This window comes from Amycolatopsis sp. NPDC059021 (genome assembly GCF_042739895.1).
GTDB lineage: Bacteria > Actinomycetota > Actinomycetes > Mycobacteriales > Pseudonocardiaceae > Amycolatopsis.
This window is the reverse complement of sequence record NZ_JBHYIQ010000004.1, coordinates 195918-218379: the sequence shown is the minus strand read 5'-3', so window position 1 is coordinate 218379 and position 22462 is coordinate 195918. Positions and strand designations below refer to the sequence as shown.

The following is a 22462-nucleotide window of genomic DNA, read 5'->3' as shown; positions in this document are numbered from 1 at the left end:
CCACGCGCTCCGAGACGCCCAGACTCGCCACGCCCTCCCACCCCCCACTTCAGCTCTCTCGACCATCGCCTTCCTCGCACCGTTCACCGCGGAATTTCTGCTGGGCGACCAATATTTGGCAGGGCCACCGACCTTCCGGCAGGCCGGAATGTTCGCGCTGTTCGTCGCCCTCTACGGCGCGGGCGCGATCCTCATCCGCGAGATCGCGCGACGCACCGGGCGCGGCCGGCCGACGATACTCATCCTGTCGCTCGCCTACGCCGTCCTCGAAGAAGGACTGCTGACCCAGTCACTGTTCAATCCGGACTACGCCAACGCACATCTGCTGGACGAGGGCTTCATCCCGGGTCTCGGCATCGCGGGACCTTGGACGGTGTACGTGCTGCCCCTCCACGTCGTCTGGAGCATGGCGACGCCGATCGCGATCACCGAAGCACTGTTCGGCCGCGAACCCTGGCTGCGCCCGCCGGGGATCACACTGTGGACGGTACTGCTCGTCATCGGCGCGGCCGCGACATTCACAGTTTCACTGTTCATGGGACCGCGGCATTTTCTCGCACATCCGGCCCAGCCGACGGCCTCGGCGGTCATCGCCGGCGCGCTGATCGTCGTCGCGCTGCGTGTTTTTCGCTTACCACTTCCGGGGGTACCGCGCATTAACGGATGGGCAGCTTTCGCGTTTGGACTCGGTGCGAGTTCCGCGTTTCAGGTGGTCATGCGCAATTCAGAATGGTTCAGTTCGGCATGGCTCACGACCGTGCTCATGCTCGGCCTCGAATCACTGACCGTGTTCGCCGTCCTGCGGCTGCGGCCACCGGCGTTCCCGCTCGCCGCGGGAGCCGCGATCACTTACTGCTGACTGGGTTTCGGCCCCGCCCTCGGCGCAGGCCCCGGCGCCGTGACCGAGCAGTCGGTACTGGTCGCCGGATTGCTCGCGCTGCTGATCTGCACGGCCGTCCGCACATCCCGCGCACAACTCCGCACGTCCGTGCAGTGAATACGAAGCAAACGTTTTCCCGCCGCCTCGTCACAATTTTTCGTCACCCACTCGGCGCAATCCTGTTAATGCCGTTCAGGGGACTGGACAACGGGCGTATCCTGACGTTTCCTTGCAGCCAGCGTTGCCCGCGGGACAAGTACGGCGACCGAGAAAACGGGGGGCACAAGCGACATGGGTGGGCACCGGGAAAGGGGATCGGCCGGTCGCTCCGGCGCACGTTTTCCGACCGCCGCGCAGGTGGCCCGCCACGCTCCCGATACCCCGGCGTCACCACTGTCCGCACCCGAACGTCCCACCCTGCCCGCGCGCTCGGTCGTCGGCCGCGCCGGGGCGCGGTTTCCTTCGGCGCGTGCCGCGGCCAGGCTGACCGAAGTCCCGAAACAGCAAGTTCCGGAACAGCACGTCCCGAAGCGACAGGAACCGAAGCGCGGCCCGGAAAAGCCGTCACTTCCGGACCCGGTCGAGGTGATCACCGAAGCCGAGACGCTCCCCGAACCCGCGCCCGCCTGCCAGCAGCAGAACGAGGACTGGGCGCTGGAGGCGGATCTGGCCGACTCGGGTCCGTTCGGTTCACGCACGCTCGTCCGGCCGTATGTCCTGACCCGGGGCCGCACGCAGGCACGCCGGCATCTGGCGATCGAAGCACTCGTCTCGAGCTGTTCCAGCGCGCGGTGGAACAGCACGCAGGTGCCCGGCGAATTCCGCTCGGTGCGCCGGGTCTGCCACCAGCCACGGTCGGTCGCCGAGGTCGCCGCGACGCTGAGTGTCCCGCTCGGCGTCGCCCGCATCCTGATCGACGACATGGCCGACCTCGGGCTCGTCACGATCCACGAAACGAACCAGGACGACGGCAAGCCCGCGCTGGCACTGCTCGAGCGGGTGCTTCACGGGCTTCACCGGTTGTAAAAGCCGCGCGCGCATTACGCTTCCGCACGTGAGCAAGGAATCCGAGGCCCCGGCGGAATCCGGCGGCGAGAGCACGCTGACCGTGTTGCTGGCAGGCGGGGTGAACCTCGCCATCGCGGTGATGAAGCTGGTGGCCGGGATCCTCACCGGCTCCGCGGCGATGCTGTCCGAGGCGGCCCACTCGGTGGCGGACACCTTCACCGAAGTCCTGCTGCTGACGGCGTTGAAGCGGTCCGCCCGTCCCGCCGACCGGAAGCATCCGTTCGGCTACGGCAAGGAGCGGTACTTCTGGTCCCTGCTCGCCGCCGTCTCGATTTTCGCGTCCGGTTCGATGTTCGCGTTCTACGAAGGCTTCTCGACCGTGTTCGGGGAGAGCGCGGAGCAGACCCGGCCGCTGGTCGGCTACATCGTGCTGGCACTGGCTTTCGCGCTGGAATCGGTGTCGTGGGTACAGTCCTTCCGGCAGGTGCGCTCCGAGGCACGAGCGGAGAACCGGCCACTGTGGACATACCTGCGGCTGATCGACGACCCGGCGCCGAAGACCGTGTTGTTCGAGGACTCCGCCGCGTTGATCGGCCTGGTACTGGCGTTCGCGGGCCTCGGGCTGCACCAGCTCACCGGTTCGTCGGTGTGGGACGGACTCGCGTCGATCGCGATCGGACTGCTGCTCGCGTGCGTCGCGTACCTGCTCGGCCGGACGAACCGCGGTCTGCTCATCGGCAGGCAGGCGGATCCGTCGATCGTGTTCGGCATCCGCGACCATCTCGCGGCGGCTCCGGAGATCGAGGCGGTCGTCGACCTGCAGACGATGCTGATGGGTACCGACCAGGTCCTGGTATGCGCGCGGGTGGACTTCAACGACGCGCTCGGCGCCGCCGACGTCGAACGCGCCTGTGTGCGGATGGCCGGTGAGCTGACCGAGCTGTGCAACGACGTCACCGAGGTGTTCATCGAACCGGTGCCGCGGACGGATCCGGAACTACGCGCGACCGTGCTGGCCCGCTACGGCGAGACGAACTGGACTCAGTACCCGAAGTCTTGAGTCCAGTACCAGCCGTCGGTCGTGACCCCGACGCCGAGACGGGTCAGCGAGCAGTTGAGGATGTTCGCGCGGTGCCCGCTGGAGTTCATCCACATCTGCATGACCTTGGCCGCGGTGGTCGCGCCCTTCGCGATGTTCTCCGCGCCGGGCTTGGCGTAGCCGGCGTCGCGGATGCGCTGGTCGAACGTGGTGCCTTCCGGGCTGTTGTGCGAAAAGTAGTCGCGGGCGGACATGTCGTCGCTGTGGCCCTGGGCGGCCGCGGCCAGGTGTGACTCCGCGGAGACGGGCCCGCAGCCCGCCTTGGCGCGTTCGTCGTTGACGAGGTCGACGACCTGACTCGCCGGGCCGCCGGACGGGGCGGCCTTCGGCTTGGGCTGGCTCGTGCTCGGCGTCGAGGCCGGAGCCTGCGACGCCGGGCTCGCGCTGGAGGTCGGCGTCTCGGACGTCGGCGGCTTCTCGTCCTTCGAGGGCGTGGTTTCCGGCGCGCCGGACGTCGCCGGCGCCGAGGTCGTCGCGCCGGACGGCAGCCCCTGCGGCCCCGCGGACCGCACTTGAGCACCGCCCCGGGTGTCCGGAACGCGCAACGCCAAGGCGGAATTACCCACTGTGTCCGCGCCGGATCCTTGGTGCAGCCACAGCGTCCCACCACCGGCCGCAAGCCCGCCGATGAGAACACTCAGTGACACCATGAGTACGCGACTTCTACCACTAATGGGGGACACGGCACGGGAACGTATCACGAAACGATTACGGCGACAGCCCCCAAAAGTCGCAGCCGTCGCGGTGAACCACGGTCGGTACTCGCCCCTCCCCGGCGAGTACCGACCGACCCCCTTGGCACCCAAACTAGGCCGACGGAGCCGGAAGGTGTGCCGGTCGCTCGACCCACAACGCTAGAGATCGTCCACTTCCACGAGGCCGTCCTGGATCGCGCGGGCGACCAGCGCGGCCTTGGTCCTGGCCTGCCTGCCGACGTTGGCGTACTTGATGCGCACCCGGTCCAGATAGGTGTTGACGGTCCGGACGGTGATGCCGAGCTTCTCCGCGACGAGTTCCTTCGACTCGCTCTGGAACCACTCCACCAGCACGGATTCCTCGCGGTCCGACAACCGCGGCCGGTCCGATCGGCTGTTCGTGCCGAAGGCGCCCGCCAGCGCGGGCGGCGTGTAGGGCAGGTCCTGCGCGGCCGCGACAGTCGCCGCGACGAGGTGTTCCTTGCCCTCCGCCTTGGTGAGGAACGTGAACGCGCCGATGTCGAGGCAGGTCAGCGCGGCCTGCTCGTCGTCCCGCATGGTGTAGACGATGACCTGCCGTCCACTGTCGACGAGCCGGCGCAGCTCGCCGTAGGACGGCGACCCGTGGCTGGACAGCTGCAGGTCGAACACGACGACGCTGGCCGAGTCACCCGGCGGGGTCCACGCGGCCTTCACCGAGTTCCCGGTGGCGACCACGCGGATCGGCGGGTCGGCGGTGGCGTACCAGTGCTCGACACCGGCGACGATGGCCGGGTGGTCGTCGATCACGGTCACCGTGATGACGTCGGTCGCCATATCGCCTCCACCCACAGCCGCGTCTCGTCGAACACGGTATTGACCTCGACGTGCCGGGGCTCGCGACCGGTCTGCGGCCGCCGCCGCGCGTCGCTGACAACGCTCACCCGCACACGGTCCCGCGTCCTCGTCACGGTCGCCCGCGCACTCGAAACGGCCGACGCGAGCGCGGCAGCGACCGGGTCGAGCAGCTCGCGGCGCACTTCCCTCGGCAATCGCCGAGGCTCACCGCGGACGGCGAACTGCACCAGCACGCCGTTGCGTTCGGCCACGTCGACGCACGCCAGCAGCTCGTGCACCAGCCGGTCGGACACCTCGTCGCTCTCCGCGAACAGCCGCCGCATCCTGGCGGCTTCGATCGCGCAGCGGCGCCGGACGTCCTCGTCGGCCGGATCGAGCGAACCGTGGGCGAGCCCGGCGAGCAGCGGGATCGTCGTGCTGAGCAACGTGGTGTACCGCGCGTGGTGATCCCGGTGCAGGTGCTCGGCGATCTGGTCCTGGGTGCGGATCCGTTCCTCCTCGGCGGCCGCGTCACCCGCCGCCGCGGCCGTGCGCCGCAACACCTGTGCGGCCAGTCCCACCGCGAGCTGAAAGCCGCCGACCGACACCGCGGTGATCGCCATCGGAGCCAACACCAGGTGATGCGGCGGGCCGACCACGACGAGTTCGGCGAAGGTCAGCAGCTGATGCGCGACGAGAAAGCCGACGAGCGCGGCTGCCGGGAGGTCGAACAGCAACACCAGGCCGTACCAGCCGACGATGCCGAAGATCCAGTGCGGCGGGCCCAGATACTCGCCGGGCGGGACGACGGCGGAAGCCAGCACGGACGCCAGCAGCACGACTCCCGCGCCGGTCCACCGGACGACGAGGGACATCTCCTTGCCGCGGACCAGGAACCACACGGCGCCGGCGGCGACCGCGGTCAGCATCCCGAACGCGACGAACTCCGGCCACAGCGCGAGGAACCGGTCGCGGCTCGCGAGCAGTTGCGGGAGGCACAGCACGAACTGCACCGTCACCGCGACGGTGAGCGTCCCGATCCGGCCGCCGGTGAGCAATCGGTCCTGGATCTGCTGGGCGGGGCGCGCGACGAGGTCAGTCATCCGGCCACACCCACCGCACCGCGGTACCCGCGCCCGGCGCGGACCGGACCGTCGCCCGGCCACCGGTGTTCGCCATTCGCTCCACAATGGACACCGAAATACCGCGCCGGTGCGGCGAAACGCCGTCCGGGTCGAACCCGCTGCCCCGGTCCCGCAGTTCGACGACGATCCGGCCACCGCCGTCTCGCTCGGCACGCAAGGTCGCCGTGCCGACCCCGGCGTGCCGCTCGACGTTGCCCACCGCCTCGCGGACGCCGTGCAGGATCCCGATCGCCGGAGCGGCGGGCAGCACCAGTTCGTCGCCGAGATCCGTTTCGACGCGCACCGCCCGATGGTCGCCGACAGTGCCCAGCAGCGCGGCCAGGTCGATCCGGCTGGCACCGGCGCTCGGCACGGTGGCGAGCGCCTCCAGATCCCGTTCCGCGCGCTCGGGCAGCCAGGCCGGGCGATCCTGATGCGCGCCCACCGAGACCATCAGTAACGTCGCGCTGGCCGTGTCGTGCAAAGTGGCCAGATACTCGCGCTCGCTCGCGCGCCGGGCCGCCGCGACCGAGGCGTCGAGACGACGAGCCGCCGCCCGTTCGATGATGCGTCCCGCGGTACGTGCCTTCGACCGGACCACGACGTAACCGATCCTGGCGAGGGTGGTCTCGACGAGGATCCGGCTCACCGGCCCCAGCATGTCCCCGACCTGTCCGGACGCGGCGAACGCCGTGCCCGCGACGTAACCGCCGACGCCGAGCAGGGCGAGGAAGACTCCGATCCCCGGTCTGGTGCCCCATTCGAACTGGCTCATCGAGGCGGTGATGGAGACCGTGACGAATACCCAGCTGTCGACCGGCTGCGGCCCGATCACGAGCTGGCCGAACCCGATGACGAGCAGCGCCACCGCCCCGAGCGCGGCGACGACGAACACCGGCACCTCGCGCCGGGCCAAGACTGCCGACGCGGCACTCCACGCGACGGCGACCGCGACGAACACCGCGGTCAGCGCCCGATGATCGGCCGGAGCCGCGAAGATACCGAGCAGCGCGCATACGGCGACCACGGCGGAACGGACGAACACGGCGTACCGCGCGATGGCCAGGTTCAGGTTGCGCTCGCTCAGCTCGGCCGCGCCGCGGGACGAACCTCGGCCGTCCGTCCGCGGCTGGGTCATCCGACACGCTCCACGGTCCGTAGCTGCCACTCGGTCACTGAACATACTGTGTCATTCGTTACCAATCCAACGGCAGCTACGGCGGAAACGGGTGCCTGCAAGCCGATCGGCTGCAGTCCGTCTCCGCCTGCTTTCGGTCGGATTGGTAACGCGAAGTTGTGTCACCGCGTTGCCGAGTCCGGGGTTTTCAGGCACCTGGCGGAGCGTCCGCCCGCGGACTAGGAACGTCCGCGCCTGTTCCGGAGGGGCCGGAGCAGCAACAAGAGCACGCCGCCCGCGAGCAGGCCCATACCGGTGAAGGCGGTCGGCCACGGGTCATAGCCGGTGTTCGGCAGCGGGGGCGGGTTCGGTCCCGGCGGCGTGACCGGGGTGCCGGGTCCCGGCGGGACGGTCGGGTTCGTCGTCGGCGGCGGGGTGATCACCTTGATCGTGACGCTGTCGGTGTCCTTCACCGGATCGCCGGGCTGCTCGGTGTCCGGTTTGCCGGTCACGGTCGCGAAGTTGGTCAGCTCGCCGGACTGCGGCGCGGTCGCGGTGCACGTCCATTCCTGGTGCTCGCCGACGGCCAGCCGCGCGAAGGACCGGTCGCACGCCGGGAACGCCGGGTCGGTCAGCTCCAGCGCGACGAGGTCGACGTTGCCGGTGTTGGTCACGGTCAGCTTGAACGTCGCCGTGCCGCCCGCGCGCACCGACGCGTCACCCTTCTTCACCAGGTCGATGCCGGGCTTGGCCACCTTCGCCACGGCGTCGGCGGTCGAGTCCACCGGTTTGCCCGTCGGGTCCTTACCGGTCGCGCGCACGGTGTTGGTGATGTCGTTTTCGCCCATGGTCACCTCGCAGGTGACCGGCGCGGCCGACTCGTCCGGCTTGAGCGTCCCCACGTTCTTCGAGCAGCCGGGCGCTACTTTGTCGTCGAGTGTGACGTCGGTGAGAGTGACGTCGCCGGTGTTCTTCACGACGACCGTGAACGTGACCTTCTGGCCCGGCAGCACGGGTTTCGCCGGACCGGTCTTGGTCACGGTGAGGCCGGGGCCGATGACGTCGACCGACGTCTTGGCCGAGTCCGTCACCGGCCGCCCGGTCGGATCGTCCCCGGTCACGGTCGCGACGTTCGTGACGTCCTGGCGCGCGGAGATCGAACACGTCCTGGTCTCCGTCGCACCAACCGCGAGAGTGTCCACAGTGAACGCACACGACGGCGTCTTGTCGTCCACAACGGACACCTTGGTCAGCGGCACGTCGCCGGTGTTGGTCACCGACAGGCTGAACGTGACCTGCTCGCCCGGCCGGACCTGCCTCGGTTCGACATCCTTGGTGATCTTCACCGCCGGGTGGATGACATCGACGCGAGCACTGCTCTCTTTCGAGACCGGTGATCCGACCGGCGGTGTCCCGGTCACCTTCGCGACGTTGGTGACGTCGTCGGCGGGCGCGGTCATCGTGCACGCGTACCGCTGGATCCCGTTCACCGGCAAGGAATCGAAGGTGCGCGCGCATTCGGGCGCGACGCTGTCGGCGACTCGCACGTTGTGCAGTTCGACGTCACCGCTGTTGGTCACCACGATCTCGAACGGCACCGAATCGCCCGTGCGGAACGGCCCGTCCTTCGCGGTCTTGGTGATCGTCACGCCGGGGTGCTGCACGACGAACGACGCGTCGTCGGACGCGGTCACGGTCCGCTTGGTCGGATCCGTGCCGGTCGCCTTGGCGACGTTCGTGAAGCCCTGCGCCCCCGCGATGGCCGTGCAGGTGAACTTCTGCTCGGCGTCGGGTGCCAGCGACGGGAAGTTCCTGGCACAGGACGGAGTCTTGTCGTCCACAACGGACACATCGGTGAGCGGCGCGTTCCCGATGTTCTTGACCAGGATGGTGAAGGTCACCGTGTCGCCCTCGCGGACCTGGTACGGCGCGGCGTCCTTCATGATCGCGATGGCCGGGTACACGACGTCCACCGTCGCGGTGCCGGTCGCGGTCACCGGCGGCCCGACCGGAGGCGTCCCGGTCACCTTCACGACATTGGAGAAGTCGTCCTCCGGCGCGATCATCGAGCACTGGTAAGTCTGCACCACACCGACGTCGAGCGAGTCGAACGTCCTGGCACACGACGGCGCCTGATCGTCCACAACGGACACCTTGGTCAGCGGCGCGTCCCCGGTGTTCTTGACGACGATCGTGAACGTCACTGTGTCACCCGCACGCACCACCTTCGGCGAAGCGTCCTTGGTGATCGTGACGGCCGGGTGGATGACGTCGACCTTCGCGTCGTCGGTCGCGGTGATCGGCGGCCCGGTCGGTGGCGTGCCGGTCACCTTGGCCACGTTCACCACGTCGTCGGCGGGCGCGGTCATGGTGCACTCGTAGGTCTGCTTCGCGCCCGGCTCCAGTCGATCGAACGCCTTCGCGCAGGCCGGGGCCAAGTCGTCGGTCACCTTGACCGCGGTCAGCGGCGAGTCGCCGGTGTTGGTGACGACGATCGTGAACGTCACCGTGTCGCCCTCGCGGAACGGGCCGCCCTTGACGTCCTTGGCGATCGACAAGCCCGGGTGCAGCACGGTGAACGTCGCGTCGCCGGTCGCTGTGACCGGACGCTTCGTCGGGTCGGTGCCGGTCACCTTCGCGGTGTTCGTGAACCCGTCGGCGCCCGCGACCAGGCTGCACGTGTACTTCTCTTCCGCGCCCGCCGCGAGCGAGGCGACGTTGTGCGCACACGACGGCGTCCGATCGTCCACAACGGACACAGCGGTGAGCGGAACGTCCCCGGTGTTCTTGACGACGATGGTGAACATCACCGTGTCGCCTTCGCGAACCTGCGCCGGCGCCGCGCTCTTGGTGATCGTGATCGCCGGGTGGATGACGTCGACCGCCGCATCCGCCGTCGCCGTCACCGGCCGGTTCGTCCCATCGGTGCCGTTGGCGGTGGCGGTGTTGGTGAAGTCGTTCTCCCCGGCCACCAGCGTGCACGTGTACGTCTGCTTCGCTTGCGACTCAAGGGTTCCGAAGCGCTTCGCGCAGTCCGGCGCGATCAGGTCGGCGACGAACACGTCCCGCAGCGCGCTGTCCCCGGTGTTCGTCACCGTGATCGTGAACGTCACGGTGTCTCCCGCGCGGACGACCTTTGGCGTGGCGTCCTTGGTGATCGCGATGCCCGGGTGGATGACGTCCACCTTGGCCTCGCCGGTCGCCGTCACCGGCGGCCCCACCGGCGGTGTGCCGGTCACCGTCGCCACGTTGGTGAAGTCGTCGGCCGGCGCCTTCCCGGTGCAGCCGAAGCCCCAGGTGGCGCCCGGGGCGAGCGCGCCGTCGAAGGCCCGCGCGCAGTCGGCCACCAGCGGGTCCGCGACCTTCACCCCGGTCAGCGGCACGTCGCCGGTGTTCCTCACGGTGATCTGGAAGGACACCGTGTCGCCCTCGCGGAACGGCCCGCCCTTCACCTCCTTGACGATCGTGACGGCCGGACGCTGCACCGTGAACGTCGCGTCGGCGGTGGCGTCCACAGGCCGGTTCGTCGGATCGGTGCCGGTCACCTTCGCGGTGTTCGTGAAGCCCTGCGGACCGGCGACCACCGTGCACGTATAGGTCTGCTTTCCTTGCGGGGCAAGAGTTCCCAGCGTCTTGGCACACCCCGCGACCTTGTCGTCCGCGACCGTGACACCAGTCAGCGGGACATCGCCGGTATTGGTGACGACAATCGTGAATGTCACCGTGTCACCCTCGCGAACCTGAGCGGGCGACGCGGTCTTCGTGATCGCGACAGCGGGGTGGATGACATCGACGGCCGCGTCCGCGGTGGCCGTCACCGGCCGGTTCGTCACGTCGGTACCGGTGGCCGTGGCGGTGTTGGTGAAGTCGTCCTTACCGGCGACCATCGTGCACGTGTAGGTCTGTTTCGCTTGCGGCTCAAGGGTTCCCAGGCTCTTGCCGCAGTGGGGAGCGATCCGGTCGGCGACCGACACCTCCCGCAACTGGCTGTCGCCGGTGTTCGTCACGGTGATCGTGAACGTCACCGTGTCCCCCTGGCGCACCACCTTCGGCGCAGCGTCCTTGGTGATCGCGATACCCGGGTGGATGACGTCCACCTTCGCGTCGTCGGTCGAGGTGACCGGCGGCCCGACCGGCGGCGTGCCCGTCACGTTGGCCACGTTCACCACGTCGTCCGCGGGCGCGGTCATGGTGCACTCGTAGGACTGCTTGGCGCCCGGCTCCAGCCGGTCGAACGTCTTCGCGCACGCCGGGGCGAGATCATCGGTCACCTTCACCGCGGTCAACGGCGCGTCACCGGTGTTCGTCACCGTGATGGTGAAGGTCACCGCGTCACCCGCGCGGAACGGGCCGCCCTTGACGTCCTTGGCGATCGAGAGACCCGGATGCAGCACCGTGAACGTCGCGTCGGCGGTGGCGTCCACCGGCCGGTTCGTCGGATCGGTACCCGTCACCTTCGCGGTGTTCGTGAAGCCCTGCGCGCCCGCGACCACCGTGCAGCTGTAAGTCTGCTTTCCTTGCGGGGTAAGCGTTCCCAACGTCTTCGCACAGCCCGCGACCTTGTCATCCGCGACCGTGACACCAGCCAGCGGAACGTCACCGGTGTTCGTCACGACGATCGTGAACGTCACCGTGTCACCCTCACGAGCCTGCGCGGGCGAGGCGCTCTTCGTGATCGCGACAGCAGGATGGATGACGTCCACCTTGGCGTCGGCAGTCACCTTCAGCTCCCGCCCGGTCTGGTCCTTCCCGGTCGCGGTGGCGGTGTTCGTGAAGTCGTCCGCCGGGGCGGGCGCGGTGCAGGTGTACTTCTGCGACGCGCCGGGCGCGAGCGTGCCGAACGTCCGTACGCAGGACGGCGTGTGATCGTCGGCCACCGCGACGTCGGAGAGCGGGACGTCCCCGGCATTGGTCACCGTGATGGTGAACGTGATCTGGTCGCCCGTGCGGACGACGGCGGGACTGGCGTCCTTCTGGATCGTCAGTGCCGGGTTGATCACCGTGACGGTGGCCGACGCCGTCGCGGTGACCGGCTGGCCCGAGCGGTCGGTGCCGGTGGCGGTCACCGTGTTCTTCGTGGTCTTCGACGGATTCGCCGTACAGGTGTAGGTCTGCGAGGCACCGGGCGCGAGCGCGCCGAACGCGCGGGAGCAGGACGTCGTGGTGTCGTCGGTCAGCTTCACCGGATCGAGCGGGCTGTCGCCGGTGTTCCTGACCGTGATCGTCCAGGTCACTTGCTCGCCCGCGTGGATCACGGCCGGGTTCGCGGACTTCGTCACCTCGATGGCGGGCGCGATGGTCGGCGCCGGCGCGTCGGCACTCGCGTTCACCACCTTGCCGAGCGGGTCGGTGCCGGTGACGGTCGCGGTGTTGACGCCGTCGGCGATCGGCGCCTTCGCGGTACACGTGAAGGTCTGCGAGGCGCCGGGCGCGAGCGTGCCCGGCAGGGTTCGCGCACACGACGCGGCCTTCGGATCGGCCACGTTCACCGAGGTCAGCGGGACATCGCCGGTATTGGTGACGGTCACGGTGAACGTCACGGTGTCGCCTGCTCGATAAGCCGGTTTGTCGGCTTTCTTGGTGATCCCGATCGCCGGGTGAATGACGTCGACCTGCACCGTGGACGTGCCGTCGAGCGGATCGTCCAGTGCGCTTCTGCCGGTCACCTTGGCGGTGTTGGAGAAGTCGTCACCGGGCGCCGTCGCGGTACACGTGTATCTCGTGGTCGCGCCGCCCGCGAGACCTCCGATCTTCTTCGAGCACGCCGGGAACGCGTCATCGGTGACCTCGACACCGCTCGCCGCGGCGCCGCTCGGGTTCCGCACGACGATCGTGAACGTGACCTGGTCACCGGCGTGCACGACCTCCGGCGACGCGGTCTTGGTGATCTGCAGTTCGGGGAGCGGGACCGAGAAGGCGAGGTTCTGCGCGAGATAGGCGTCGCCGCCGGTGCTGAAACCCAGTTTCGCGCTGGTCGCGCCCGCGGGAATCGCGGAGGTGTTGAACGACTTCGCGTCGACGCTGTAGTTGTTCTTCACCGCGGGGTTGCTCGCGCCGTCGGCGTTGGAGATGAAGAAGTTGCTGGCGTCCCCGGTCGCGGGTTCGAAGGTGGGCTGATCGTTGATGAGGAAGGTATCGCGCGGGATACCCCAGTCGCCCTCGTATGCGGTGACACCGACGTGCGCGTCCGCGGCCGCGGCCCGGAATCCGCTGATGGTGACGTTGGTGGTCGGGTCGGTGCTGTTCTGCCGGACGTGACCGTCGTAGACGAAGACCTCACGTTTGCTCGGCGCGTAGTCCGGATTCCGCTCGGGGTAGGAGTACACCAGCGCGATCGACCAGCCACCCATGCAGCCGAAACCCTTGGGCGCCCACACATTGCCGACCGTCAGCTCCAGCGGCGAGCCGGTCGGCGCGGTCGCGAACTGACTCGTGACGTCGGCGTAGGCGGAGTAATACTGGCCTCCGCTGAACGTGTTCGACGGGTCCGCGGTGTACGAAGCCGGGCTGATGTCGGTCGAATTCCCGCCCCCGACGGTCAGTCGCACCGGCTGCCTGTCCGGGCTTCCCGGCGGCGGGATCGCGGGCGTCTGGAAGTTGCGGTCCTGGCACATTTTCGTCGGCGACACAACACCGGGATAGGTGTTGTACACACCCGTGTTACCCGCCCAGTTCAATCGGGCGAACTCGACTTTCGCGCCAGGGGGAATCGTCACGCTCGCCCTCGACGAGTCGAAAGTCCCCGGATCGAAATCCACGTCGGACCACTGCATGAAGTAGTTGTCGTTGACCGTGGTGTTGTCGCGATTGGCCCCGCCCGCACAGGCCGCCGGGGTGTTGCCGACCCCGGTCGCCGGCGCGAAGTCGGCCGGGACCGGACACCGCAACGCCCCATTCCCCGCGTAGAGGAAATCGCCGTAGACGGCCTTGTTGTAGTTCATGGCGAACGGCTTCACCACCGCCGCCGAAGCCGGGTTCCCGGTCACCAAAGCCGTGCTACCGAAAAGTAACGCCAGCACCACGAGGAACCGGATCGATCTTCCCGACCACGACATATGCGCAACCCCCGAAAAGGAGCGGACAACGCTCGGAGCGTTGCACGTCTCGGTGAATTACGCCCTCTTTTCGACACCGATGCGCATGAATCTCACCCCGTCAGGGGACCGGTGATCTTCCCGGTCGACTCATGGGTGATCGCCGCGGCGGTCGCGACGAACTCGATGAGCAACCGGAGTTCGTCCGCGGTGTAGCGGTCGCACGCTTTCCGGACCGAGGTCACCAGGTGGTCCCACAGCGGCGCGGCGGCCTCGGCACTCGTCATGTCGAACTCGATGAGCACCTTGCGCCGGTCGTCGGGATGGGGCTTCCGGCGAACCATGCCCTTCTTCTCCAGCCGGTCGACCAGCGCCGTCACCGACGCGGGGGCGAGCCCGGAGTACCGGGCCAGCTCCTTCGGCGTCATCGGGCCGAGCCGCGCGAGGTAGTCGCTGATCTTGCTCTCGACCGTGGAGAGCCCGTTCAGCTCCGCGATCGCGGTGTGGAACATGACCGTCTCCGTGGACAGCTCCCGGGATCTGGCCAGGAGCTCTTCCACCAGCTCAGCTCGCTCACTTGACACGAGCACGAGTTTAGCCCACTGTTTAGTTCGACAGAACGAATTAGTTTCTAAGAGATTTGATGAGGAGAAAGATATGGCGCGAGTGCTGATCATCGGGGGCGGCATCGCGGGCACGATCACCGCGATCGCGCTGCACGAGACCGGGCACGAACCGGTGCTGTACGAGGCCTACGACCGGGGTGCGGAGGGCGTCGGCGCGTTCCTCACCCTGGCCGTGAACGGCATGGACGCGCTCCGGCCGCTGGGCCTGAAAAACCTGGTCAGCGACGTCGGCTTCGACACGCCGCGGATGTCCATGGGGCTGGGGAACGGCACCCGGCTCACGGAGTTCCCGTTCGGCGCGCTGCCGGACGGCACGATGAGCCAGACCGTGTTGCGCTCGGACCTCTACGTGGCCTTGCGCGACGAAGCGTCGCGGCGGGGAATCCCGGTGGAGTACGGCAAGCGGCTGATCGAGGCGAGTCAGCTGTCCGAGGGCGTTCGCGCGGACTTCGCCGACCGCACGCACGCCGAGGGCGACCTGCTGATCGGCGCGGACGGCCTGCGTTCGCGGGTACGCAGGATCATCGACCCCGGCGCGCCGTCGCCGCGGTACGTGCCGCTGCTCAACACGGGCGGGTTCGCCGAAGGGCTTTCGCTGGGCGACGAGCCCGGCGTGATGAACATGGTGTTCGGGAAGCGCGCGTTCTTCTCGCACGTCGTGCACCCGGACGGCCGAGTGTGGTGGTTCGCGAACGTGCCGCACAAGGCCGAGCCGACCGAGTCGGAGCTGGCCGGGATGACCGGCGAACGGTGGCGCGCGGAACTGGTGCGCCTGTTCGCCGGGGATCGCACGCCTGCCGTCGACATCGTGAGTGCGACGCGGGAGATCTACCAGCCGTGGGCGACCTACGACTTCCCGAGCGTGCCGGTGTGGCGGAAGGGCCCGATGGTGATCATCGGTGACGCCGCGCACGCGACGTCACCGGCGGCGGGCCAGGGCGCGTCGATGGCGATCGAAGACGCCGTCACGCTGGCGAAGTGCCTTCGCGACGTCCCGGGCGTCGAACGCGCGCTGGCCGCGTACGAAGGACTGCGTCGCGAGCGCGTCGAGGCCGTGGTGGCTCAGGGCAAGCGGAACGGCGACGCGAAGGCCGTCGGCCCGGTCGGCCGGGTGCTCCGCGACCTGTTCATCAAGCGGGCGTTGCGAAAGCCGCCGTCGGACGGGGACCCGAACGAGTTCATGTGGAACCACCGCATCGACTGGGACGCCCCGGTCGCGGCGTGAGTTTCGACCGCGCTAGCGCCAGGTGTCCACGCGGTGGAAGTTCTTGTACGCGCGGCTCGGCGTCGGGCCCCGCTGCCCCTGGTAGCGGGACCCGGCCGCGGAGGAGCCGTACGGGTTTTCCGCCGCGCTGGACAGCCGGAAGATGCAGAGCTGGCCGATCTTCATGCCGGGCCACAGGGTGATCGGCAGATTCGCGACGTTGGACAGCTCGAGCGTGATGTGCCCGGAGAAGCCGGGGTCGATGAAGCCCGCTGTCGAGTGCGTCAACAGACCGAGGCGGCCGAGGGAGGACTTGCCCTCGAGGCGGCCGGCGAGGTCGTCGGCGAGCGTGACGGTCTCGAACGTCGAGCCGAGGACGAACTCGCCGGGGTGCAGCACGAACGGGTCCTCGCCCTCCTTTTCGACGAGCGAGGTCAGCTCGTCCTGCTGCAACTGCGGGTCGATGTGGGTGTACTTGCTGTTGTCGAAGACCCGGAAGAAGCGGTCTAGCCGGACGTCGATGCTGGACGGCTGGACCATGGTCGGGTCGAAGGGGTCGACGCCGAGACGGCCTTCGTCGAGCTGTTTGCGGAGGTCACGGTCACTGAGCAGCACGCACGAAGCCTATCGGGGCGAATCAGGCCGCTCGCATGTGCTGTGCGTAGGTGGTGTCCGGGGCGAAGATCCTGCCGAGCCGCCGGGCGTAACCACGGCGCCCGGCCTCGCCGATCCGCTCCTGCAACGCCGTGGCGCCCGGGACGAAGCGGCGCAGCGTCTCGGCGGCGAAGTTGACCCCGGCCACCGCGAGCACCGCAGCCTGCGCGACCCGGTCGTTCGGCAGCTCCAGGAAGTCGGCGTTGACCTTGCCGAGCACGAGCCTGCTGATCGACGAGTGCACCGCGACGGACAGATGCGAGACGACCTTGCCCAGCGCGCCGAACCCCTCGCCGAACGCCCGATGCGTATCGGTCAGCGCCTTCGCCAGGCGTTTCGAGTCCTCGTCGGGGATGAACTCGGTGGCGGCGAGCAGCCAGAGCAGGCGCCAAGCGTCCTCTTCGTCCGCCGGCAGCAACTCCTCGTCGACGCCCATCAGCCAGCCGATGTAGCGCCACAGATGCAGGATGTCGGCGCGCTCGCGCGCGGAGTAACGCAGCCCGAGCAACTGCACACCGAAGACGTAGACCAGGGAGAACAGCAGGAGCGTGCCCGCGGTCTGCACCTGGTTGACCGGCCGGTCCCACGCCGCGTAGTCCCAGTCGGGCCGCCGGTTCATCGCGGCGCGGACGTGCGCGTGCACCAGCCTGACCCGCAACGCCGACGCGTACCCCTGCTCGCCGGGCGCGACCGCCCCCGGCGTGGTGACGTCGAGCCACCACGTCGCGGTCTCGACCAGCCTCCTGGCCGCCTTGTTCTGGATCTCCCCGGTCCCGACCAGCGATTTCGTGGCCCGCGACGCGAGATACCCGCCCATCAACGACATGTCACCGAGCGGGAACAGCCCGAGCAGCCCGGCCCTGGTGATCGCCTTGGCGCCCCGCTGAAGGCGTTCCTGGTCCACCCAGAACGGCGTCGCCTCGACATGCCGGAAGAACGCCTCGAGCTCCTCGGCCGGACTGTCGAGCGCCTCGATCCCGCCCTGAAGCGCTTCCTCGAACCGCGCGCGCCCCGCTCCCTTGGGCTGCCGCGCCATCCACGCGACGACGTTGTCCGCCAACGGGTCCTGAACCTGCGCGAACTCCCGAAGCCGGGCGACCTGCCGCTCGTCACCACGGATGTCGCCGTCGATGAAGAGCCGGGTGGCGATCCGGAACCCGCCTTGGCGGAACAACTCGGGATCGGGGAGCCTGTCAGCCATCCGGGACCACCTCGCCTCAATGTCGACAACAAGTGTTGTCACTTGTCGGCCGTGCCGTCAAGAGCCGTCGTGACCGACGAAGAGGGGGCTCGACAAGGGGAGCGCGGCGTTGTGTATGCTGGCGACACACTGCGGATGTAGTTCAATGGTAGAACATCAGCTTCCCAAGCTGAATACGCGGGTTCGATTCCCGTCATCCGCTCTCAGCCGAAAGCCCCAGGTCAGTGGATGTCCACTGTGGACCTGGGGCTTTCGTCTTTTCCTCGAAGTCCGTTGGCTCAAGGGAGCAGCACAGCTCGATCCCGGATCCGGTCCCACGTAGCCACCGGAAGGTCGGCGATGATGAACAGCTCATCCACCGTGGAGAGCGGCTCGCCGCGCCGCTCGACGACATCGGCGATGGTGACTGCCACCGGGAGCGGGATACCGCACACCTCTGCGATCACCTCGGCTGACGCGCTGTTGAGGTCAACCAGGCCGCCATCATCGTAGGATCCGGCCAAGTCGGGACGCCCGATGTGCAGCTCACGCGCCAGCAGAGGATCGTCCGCAGCGAGTTTCCGGGCCTCATCGCGCCGGGTGCGCGCGGCCAAGACGGCCTCGATTGCCGGGTCGACGTTCGGCCGGGGCCCTTCCGCATCGACAGGCGCACCTTCATAGACCATGCGGCGCAGCGGCCCAAGCATGATGCAGCCGACGATGACAATGCCGAGTGCGAGCAGGCCACCGATTGTGCTGACGGGACTGTTGACAGTGTGCCCTTGGGAGTCTTGGGGAGTGATCAGCAACAACACGTACACGAGGACATCGAGCCCACCGAATATCAACGCGAGCAGTCGCGCCTTGGCGGCTTTCAGCCTGACGGCCGCATGGAGAAATGGCACCCACGCGAACACACCTGCCGTCGCGATCACCACGAGGTAGTACCAACGACCCGCTACCCGGCTCCCGTGGCGTGCCTGAACAGGGACACTCTGAGACGACGACTGGTCCATTGGCGGCCTCCACTCTCGCTGCGGATACGCACGTCATCGTCGACCGAGCGGCCATCTACCGAACCGGATCGATCGGCGGCGGCTTCGAGCCGGGTTCGCGGTGACGTCGCGTCTCCTCCTGGATCGACCGAACGTCTCGGTTGTTACACCGAAATCTTCCCCGCACTCGTCTGGACAGTCGCACAACAGTGAGCCCGGGATACCTTCTTCCGCCCGCCAGTGGAGCAGGCTCCACCCCGGACCCGGTAGCCGAGGGGATGGGTTCGCACACTTGCCGCTCGTAGGTTCGCAGCTATGAGCAATCACAACGATTCCGGACAGGTTCAGCGGCGCGGTGGCGGTGCGGTCGCCGCGTTGCTATGGCTGGTACTACTGGTCAGTGGAGCCGCCAATGCGGCGGGCACAGCCGTGGGACTCGACTACCCGGCACGCATGATCGCGGGCGGCGTGGCCATGGCCTGCATCGCCGGGCTGGTCACCTACTACGTACGCCGCAAGGCGAACTGACCGGCCCCGACCACCCATCTGGACGGCGCGGTCGATGTGAGGCCCCGGGAACCTCACATCCGATCGCAGCGTCGCCGTGCGGTCGCTACGTCAGATCGACAACCGGTGCGTCAGCCGCGTTTCGCTTCACCGAGTCGACTCCGTTCTGCGCCGAAGCCTTCGCGTTGTAGGCCTCGCCGACTGCGATGATCTCCCCGTTTCCTGCCTTCAACCGAAACCGAAAGAGTCCCGCCTTGTCCTTGTAGATTTCAAACTTTCCCGACATGGCACACCTTCCATCTCTTTACCAGATCAGCCCTGCAACAACTCGGGACGCACGACTTCCGTCCTGAGAATCCTCTCGATCTCCTCCACATCACTGTTGTGGTTCGTCCGGCGTCGAATCTCCTTGCGCACGGATTCGAGAACCGGCTCAGTGGTCAGGACCGCCGCAAGAGAGCGTGGCGCCGTCGCCGCCTTTGCCTTCCACAGGTCGTCGAGCAATCGCCGCTTCACAGCTTCCTTCGACAGGTAGAACAAGGAGTTTGCTTTAGCGGCTGTGCTGACGTCGGCGAGCAGATCGATCTCCAGCGCGATATCCACCTGAACCGGCAGCCCACCGGTGAGATGCCACACCTGCCAGACCTGTCCGTTCGTCAGGACCATCCACTCGACGCCCTCGTTGACGGCATAGGTCTGCACTTGCCGCAATTGCCTGACACCGAGCTTCTGGGTGCAGCGTTTGACTTCTATGAAGGCGACCATCTGCCGATCGATCCGGACGCCGTAGTCAGCAAACTCACCCTTCACCTGGTACTCGGTCGTCAGATCTTCGTACTTGTCGAAACCGAGGCCTTCGCAGAGGAAGTCGGTCACCAACAACCGCGTGTCACCCTCGTTGGCATCTCGATCGACAAGATCGTTCAACGGCTTCGCGAACCGACGTATTGCGACCCTGGCACGCTCACGTGCCACGACCTCCCATTTAGGCATCACAGGCTTCCGCGAACTAGCCACCTTGGAATCGGACGAGCGGATCTCCTGCTTGCGCACTTCTCCCGCGTCGCTTGACACCCCTTCGGAATTTCCACTCTCGGGCCGCATTAGTGAACCCGTCGCTGCCGGAAACTCAAGTCCATCCATCGCATAGACCTCCTGGGCGACCCGGCCACTTGAGTCGAGCGCCATCGCAACTCATGCCACTTCAGGTCGCGATTTGCCGTACTTGCGTTACACGAAGCAGGCAACCGCCAACGCCCTGATGCATATGATCAAATCTGTATCGATTACACAGCTGGCAGATCAGACAACCACATCAGGAGCGAAACAAACCAACAAAAAGAACCGCGATGCCGGTCAGCCTTCGACGATTTCCCAGGGGCTGTGCGGGTTCGCGCGATCCCAGACCTGGAGCGGGGCGGCGGCCAGCACGGTCACGACGTCCGGGTAGAGGCGGACGACGTGTTCGAGCTCGAGGGCTTCGGTCTCGAACTCGACGGCCTCGGGGACCTCGAAGCCCACGAAAAGCCAGGTGCCGTCGGCTTCCCGGACGACCTGGCGGACGGCGCGTGGCGACGTCGCCGGATCGGCCGGGATCTCGGCCAGGCCGGAGCTGACCTGGACCTCGTCCACCGGCGAGCCGGGGTGGGGCCAGGCCGCGATGCGGGCTTGGCGGTGTCGCTGGTCTTCGGTTTCGTCGTCCGAATCGGCGACGGAGCTCAGCAGCCAGGTGCGCCGCACCGGATCCCAGTCGGCGGCCATGCCGGGCGGCAGGATCGCGAGCGCGGCCAGTGCCGGGATGCGGGCCAGCGCGTCGCGCAGCGGCAGCGAGCCGAACTGGGCGCGGTTGAACTCCATGTCGTCGGAGTACTCGGAACCGTCGCTGATGAACCACTCGTCGTCATCGTCGAGGACGACGAAGGCGAGGCGACCAGGATCGGCGGCGAGGGACCGGGCGAAGAGCACCGGTGCGTCCGGCTGTTGCCGCAGCGGCCATTCGGTCGACATGCACGCTCCCCGTGTTGGTCCGGCGACGCCATCATTCCACCGTGTCGATCAGGGCTCACGCCGCCCTAATTCCACAGTTGTTGATTTTCTGGGCGTCGCCGGTCATGCTGGGTCCATGGTCATCCCCAAAGGCGTGGCCCGGTTCAACCGCGTCGCCACCAACCGGATCGCGAAGTACGTCGTCGGCTGGATGCCGGGCTTCGGCATCGTGGTGCACAAGGGCAGGCGTTCGGGCAAGGAGTACCGGACGCCGGTCAACGTTTTCCGTGTGCCGGAAGGGTTTGTCGTCGCGCTGACGTACAGCCCGGACGCCGACTGGGTGAAGAACCTGCTCGCGGCGGGCACGGGCGAAGTCGTCACGCGGCGGCGTAACTACGTCGTCCGCGACCCGGAAGTCGTCCATGATGGGTCACGTCAGGCGATGCCGCCCGTGGTCCGGCAGTTCCTCGGGCTCATCGACGTCCAGGACTTCCTGCTGCTCAAGCGGGAGTGAACCGAGGGGGCCCGATGCTGAGCGGGAAACTGGTCCGGCTGCGTCCGCTGGAGCCGTCCGACGCCGAATCGCTGTACCGCTGGAACTCCGACCCCGACATCGGGCGGTGGATGGTCAACAGCCACCCGCTGTCCCTCGCGCAGTTCCGCAAACGCTGCGAGGAGCGCAAAGAGAATTCGTACGACAACGTCGTACTCGGCATCGAAACGCTCGCCGAAGGGAAGTTCATCGGCATCATCGATCTCCGCGACGCCGAACCCGAGATCGGCAACGCCGATCTGGACCTCTACATCGGCGAAAAAGACCACTGGGGCAAGGGTTACGCCACCGACGCGATGCGCGTGATGTGCGCGTACGGCTTCAACTCCATGCGGCTGCACCTGATCTCGCTGCGGGTGGTCGCCGAGAACGAGGCGGCCCGGCACGTCTACCGCAAGGTCGGGTTCCACGAGGACGGCAGGCATCGCGAGGCGTTCCGCGGCGACGACGGCAAGCGGTACGACATGATCCTGATGAGCCTGATCAACGGCGAACTCACGTAGCTTCGTCAAGCAGCTTCCGGACCTTCGGCGGGGCCTTGAGCAGCCACGCGTCCTCGATCAGTTCGCGCAACTGGCGCACATCCACCTTTTCCAGGTCGACGAGGATGCTGCCGTAGCCGTCGTAATGCGGCGTCGTGTAGAAGGCGGGGTCGCCGGAGTCGAGCAGCGCGGCCTTCTCGTCGAGGCCGCACATCAGCATGAGCCCGCCCTCGGCCTCGGTGCGCAGCCGCCCGAAGGTCTTGCCCGCCACCTTCAGCGCGGGCGTGCGGTACGACGTGGACTCGGTGACCTCCGGCAGCTCCGAGGCCATCCGCACGACGTCTTCCCAGGTCGTCATGGGTCCATCATGCCCGGGACGTCTTGGCGAAATGGGAAGTCCGTGAAGGCCTCCTTCACCAACAGGGGGCGGGGGTAGGATGGGATAACGGGGCACAGGCGCTAGGCGAAGGAGATTTTACGTGGGGCGGCGGGGGGTCGCGGG

20 protein-coding genes and 1 tRNA gene are annotated in these 22462 nt (G+C 67.6%); 8 read left to right on the top strand and 13 right to left on the bottom strand.

From position 1 onward, the window contains the following. The 3 genes from ACFWX1_RS03815 to ACFWX1_RS03805 all read left to right on the top strand — a co-directional run. Positions 1 to 859 (top strand): hypothetical protein (locus tag ACFWX1_RS03815; protein ID WP_378383469.1); only part of this gene is annotated, 859 nt, incomplete at its 5' end. Between the two features lie 378 nt (positions 860 to 1237). Beyond that, on the top strand, positions 1238 to 1906 hold the full coding sequence (locus ACFWX1_RS03810; RefSeq protein ID WP_378383467.1) for a DUF742 domain-containing protein: 669 nt from the start codon (positions 1238 to 1240) through the stop codon (positions 1904 to 1906). A gap of 28 nt (positions 1907 to 1934) precedes the next feature. Continuing rightward, positions 1935 to 2948: a cation diffusion facilitator family transporter gene (locus ACFWX1_RS03805; protein ID WP_378383465.1), complete on the top strand. Its 1014-nt coding sequence runs from the start codon at positions 1935 to 1937 to the stop codon at positions 2946 to 2948. Here ACFWX1_RS03805 and ACFWX1_RS03800 read toward each other — a convergent pair. The 6 genes from ACFWX1_RS03800 to ACFWX1_RS03775 all read right to left on the bottom strand — a co-directional run bounded on the left by ACFWX1_RS03800 (position 2930) and on the right by ACFWX1_RS03775 (position 14357). Further along, on the bottom strand, positions 2930 to 3637 hold the full coding sequence (locus ACFWX1_RS03800) for a CAP domain-containing protein (RefSeq protein ID WP_378383463.1): 708 nt from the start codon (positions 3635 to 3637) through the stop codon (positions 2930 to 2932). The genes ACFWX1_RS03805 and ACFWX1_RS03800 overlap by 19 nt on opposite strands. A gap of 204 nt (positions 3638 to 3841) precedes the next feature. After that, entirely contained in the window at positions 3842 to 4498 is a 657-nt protein-coding gene (locus tag ACFWX1_RS03795; protein WP_378383461.1) for a DNA-binding response regulator, read from the bottom strand. Then, the gene (locus ACFWX1_RS03790; RefSeq protein ID WP_378383459.1) at positions 4474 to 5601 is read right to left on the bottom strand and encodes a hypothetical protein; all 1128 of its coding nucleotides are present in this window, start codon (positions 5599 to 5601) and stop codon (positions 4474 to 4476) included. The genes ACFWX1_RS03795 and ACFWX1_RS03790 overlap by 25 nt, the downstream gene beginning before the upstream one ends. Then, on the bottom strand, positions 5594 to 6760 hold the full coding sequence (locus ACFWX1_RS03785; protein ID WP_378383457.1) for a sensor histidine kinase: 1167 nt from the start codon (positions 6758 to 6760) through the stop codon (positions 5594 to 5596). Before ACFWX1_RS03785 ends, ACFWX1_RS03790 begins: the two co-directional genes overlap by 8 nt. Before the next feature lie 218 nt (positions 6761 to 6978). Beyond that, positions 6979 to 13725 (bottom strand): hypothetical protein, encoded by a 6747-nt coding sequence (locus ACFWX1_RS03780; RefSeq protein WP_378383455.1) that lies wholly within the window; start codon positions 13723 to 13725, stop codon positions 6979 to 6981. A 161-nt stretch (positions 13726 to 13886) separates the two neighbouring features. After that, positions 13887 to 14357, bottom strand: coding sequence for a MarR family winged helix-turn-helix transcriptional regulator (locus ACFWX1_RS03775; RefSeq protein WP_378383453.1), 471 nt, complete (start codon positions 14355 to 14357; stop codon positions 13887 to 13889). A gap of 73 nt (positions 14358 to 14430) precedes the next feature. On the opposite strand from ACFWX1_RS03775, the gene ACFWX1_RS03770 reads away from it, so the two are divergent. Continuing rightward, entirely contained in the window at positions 14431 to 15624 is a 1194-nt protein-coding gene (locus tag ACFWX1_RS03770; RefSeq protein ID WP_378383451.1) for an FAD-dependent oxidoreductase, read from the top strand. Between the two features lie 12 nt (positions 15625 to 15636). On the opposite strand, the gene dcd is transcribed toward ACFWX1_RS03770, so the two are convergent. Together dcd and ACFWX1_RS03760 are read right to left on the bottom strand one after the other, a co-directional pair. After that, entirely contained in the window at positions 15637 to 16218 is a 582-nt protein-coding gene (gene dcd, locus ACFWX1_RS03765; protein WP_378326336.1) for a dCTP deaminase, read from the bottom strand. A gap of 22 nt (positions 16219 to 16240) precedes the next feature. Beyond that, a complete protein-coding gene (locus ACFWX1_RS03760) occupies positions 16241 to 17458 on the bottom strand; it encodes an oxygenase MpaB family protein (protein ID WP_378383449.1) in 1218 nt (405 codons plus the stop codon). A 131-nt stretch (positions 17459 to 17589) separates the two neighbouring features. Here ACFWX1_RS03760 and ACFWX1_RS03755 point away from each other — a divergent pair. Next, positions 17590 to 17660 (top strand) — tRNA-Gly (locus ACFWX1_RS03755). Between the two features lie 76 nt (positions 17661 to 17736). On the opposite strand, the gene ACFWX1_RS03750 is transcribed toward ACFWX1_RS03755, so the two are convergent. Continuing rightward, on the bottom strand, positions 17737 to 18375 hold the full coding sequence (locus tag ACFWX1_RS03750; protein ID WP_378383447.1) for a hypothetical protein: 639 nt from the start codon (positions 18373 to 18375) through the stop codon (positions 17737 to 17739). A 372-nt stretch (positions 18376 to 18747) separates the two neighbouring features. On the opposite strand from ACFWX1_RS03750, the gene ACFWX1_RS03745 reads away from it, so the two are divergent. Beyond that, a complete protein-coding gene (locus ACFWX1_RS03745) occupies positions 18748 to 18960 on the top strand; it encodes a hypothetical protein (RefSeq protein ID WP_378383445.1) in 213 nt (70 codons plus the stop codon). An 85-nt stretch (positions 18961 to 19045) separates the two neighbouring features. Here the strand turns inward: ACFWX1_RS03745 and ACFWX1_RS03740 are convergent, their stop codons facing one another. From ACFWX1_RS03740 to ACFWX1_RS03730, 3 genes are all read right to left on the bottom strand, one after another. Then, positions 19046 to 19225: a YegP family protein gene (locus ACFWX1_RS03740; protein ID WP_378383444.1), complete on the bottom strand. Its 180-nt coding sequence runs from the start codon at positions 19223 to 19225 to the stop codon at positions 19046 to 19048. 26 nt (positions 19226 to 19251) lie between these two features. Next, positions 19252 to 20127, bottom strand: a complete 876-nt coding sequence (locus ACFWX1_RS03735; RefSeq protein WP_378383442.1) for a type I restriction enzyme HsdR N-terminal domain-containing protein — start codon at positions 20125 to 20127, stop codon at positions 19252 to 19254. Between the two features lie 168 nt (positions 20128 to 20295). Continuing rightward, on the bottom strand, positions 20296 to 20946 hold the full coding sequence (locus ACFWX1_RS03730; RefSeq protein ID WP_378383440.1) for a hypothetical protein: 651 nt from the start codon (positions 20944 to 20946) through the stop codon (positions 20296 to 20298). 115 nt (positions 20947 to 21061) lie between these two features. Here ACFWX1_RS03730 and ACFWX1_RS03725 point away from each other — a divergent pair, with 115 nt between their 5' ends. Both ACFWX1_RS03725 and ACFWX1_RS03720 read left to right on the top strand, forming a co-directional pair. Continuing rightward, positions 21062 to 21439: a nitroreductase family deazaflavin-dependent oxidoreductase gene (locus ACFWX1_RS03725; protein ID WP_378383438.1), complete on the top strand. Its 378-nt coding sequence runs from the start codon at positions 21062 to 21064 to the stop codon at positions 21437 to 21439. Between the two features lie 14 nt (positions 21440 to 21453). Further along, positions 21454 to 21981, top strand: a complete 528-nt coding sequence (locus tag ACFWX1_RS03720) for a GNAT family N-acetyltransferase (RefSeq protein ID WP_378383436.1) — start codon at positions 21454 to 21456, stop codon at positions 21979 to 21981. On the opposite strand, the gene ACFWX1_RS03715 is transcribed toward ACFWX1_RS03720, so the two are convergent. Then, complete coding sequence (locus ACFWX1_RS03715; protein WP_378383435.1) at positions 21974 to 22318, bottom strand: MmcQ/YjbR family DNA-binding protein; 345 nt, start codon at positions 22316 to 22318, stop codon at positions 21974 to 21976. The two genes, ACFWX1_RS03720 and ACFWX1_RS03715, sit on opposite strands and share 8 nt — an antisense overlap. Positions 22319 to 22462: the final 144 nt, after the last annotated feature.

Excerpts from the sequence above, each read along its gene's own strand:
- ACFWX1_RS03795 (WP_378383461.1), bottom strand. The coding sequence starts at position 4,498 with ATGGCGACCGACGTCATCACGGTGACCGTGATCGACGACCACCCGGCC.
- ACFWX1_RS03745 (WP_378383445.1), top strand. The coding sequence starts at position 18,748 with ATGAGCAATCACAACGATTCCGGACAGGTTCAGCGGCGCGGTGGCGGT.
- ACFWX1_RS03725 (WP_378383438.1), top strand. The coding sequence starts at position 21,062 with ATGGTCATCCCCAAAGGCGTGGCCCGGTTCAACCGCGTCGCCACCAAC.
- ACFWX1_RS03740 (WP_378383444.1), bottom strand. The coding sequence starts at position 19,225 with ATGTCGGGAAAGTTTGAAATCTACAAGGACAAGGCGGGACTCTTTCGG.
- ACFWX1_RS03730 (WP_378383440.1), bottom strand. The coding sequence starts at position 20,946 with ATGTCGACCGAATGGCCGCTGCGGCAACAGCCGGACGCACCGGTGCTC.
- ACFWX1_RS03735 (WP_378383442.1), bottom strand. The coding sequence starts at position 20,127 with ATGGCGCTCGACTCAAGTGGCCGGGTCGCCCAGGAGGTCTATGCGATG.
- ACFWX1_RS03800 (WP_378383463.1), bottom strand. The coding sequence starts at position 3,637 with ATGGTGTCACTGAGTGTTCTCATCGGCGGGCTTGCGGCCGGTGGTGGG.
- ACFWX1_RS03720 (WP_378383436.1), top strand. The coding sequence starts at position 21,454 with ATGCTGAGCGGGAAACTGGTCCGGCTGCGTCCGCTGGAGCCGTCCGAC.
- ACFWX1_RS03770 (WP_378383451.1), top strand. The coding sequence starts at position 14,431 with ATGGCGCGAGTGCTGATCATCGGGGGCGGCATCGCGGGCACGATCACC.
- ACFWX1_RS03715 (WP_378383435.1), bottom strand. The coding sequence starts at position 22,318 with ATGACGACCTGGGAAGACGTCGTGCGGATGGCCTCGGAGCTGCCGGAG.
- ACFWX1_RS03790 (WP_378383459.1), bottom strand. The coding sequence starts at position 5,601 with ATGACTGACCTCGTCGCGCGCCCCGCCCAGCAGATCCAGGACCGATTG.
- ACFWX1_RS03785 (WP_378383457.1), bottom strand. The coding sequence starts at position 6,760 with ATGACCCAGCCGCGGACGGACGGCCGAGGTTCGTCCCGCGGCGCGGCC.
- ACFWX1_RS03760 (WP_378383449.1), bottom strand. The coding sequence starts at position 17,458 with ATGGCTGACAGGCTCCCCGATCCCGAGTTGTTCCGCCAAGGCGGGTTC.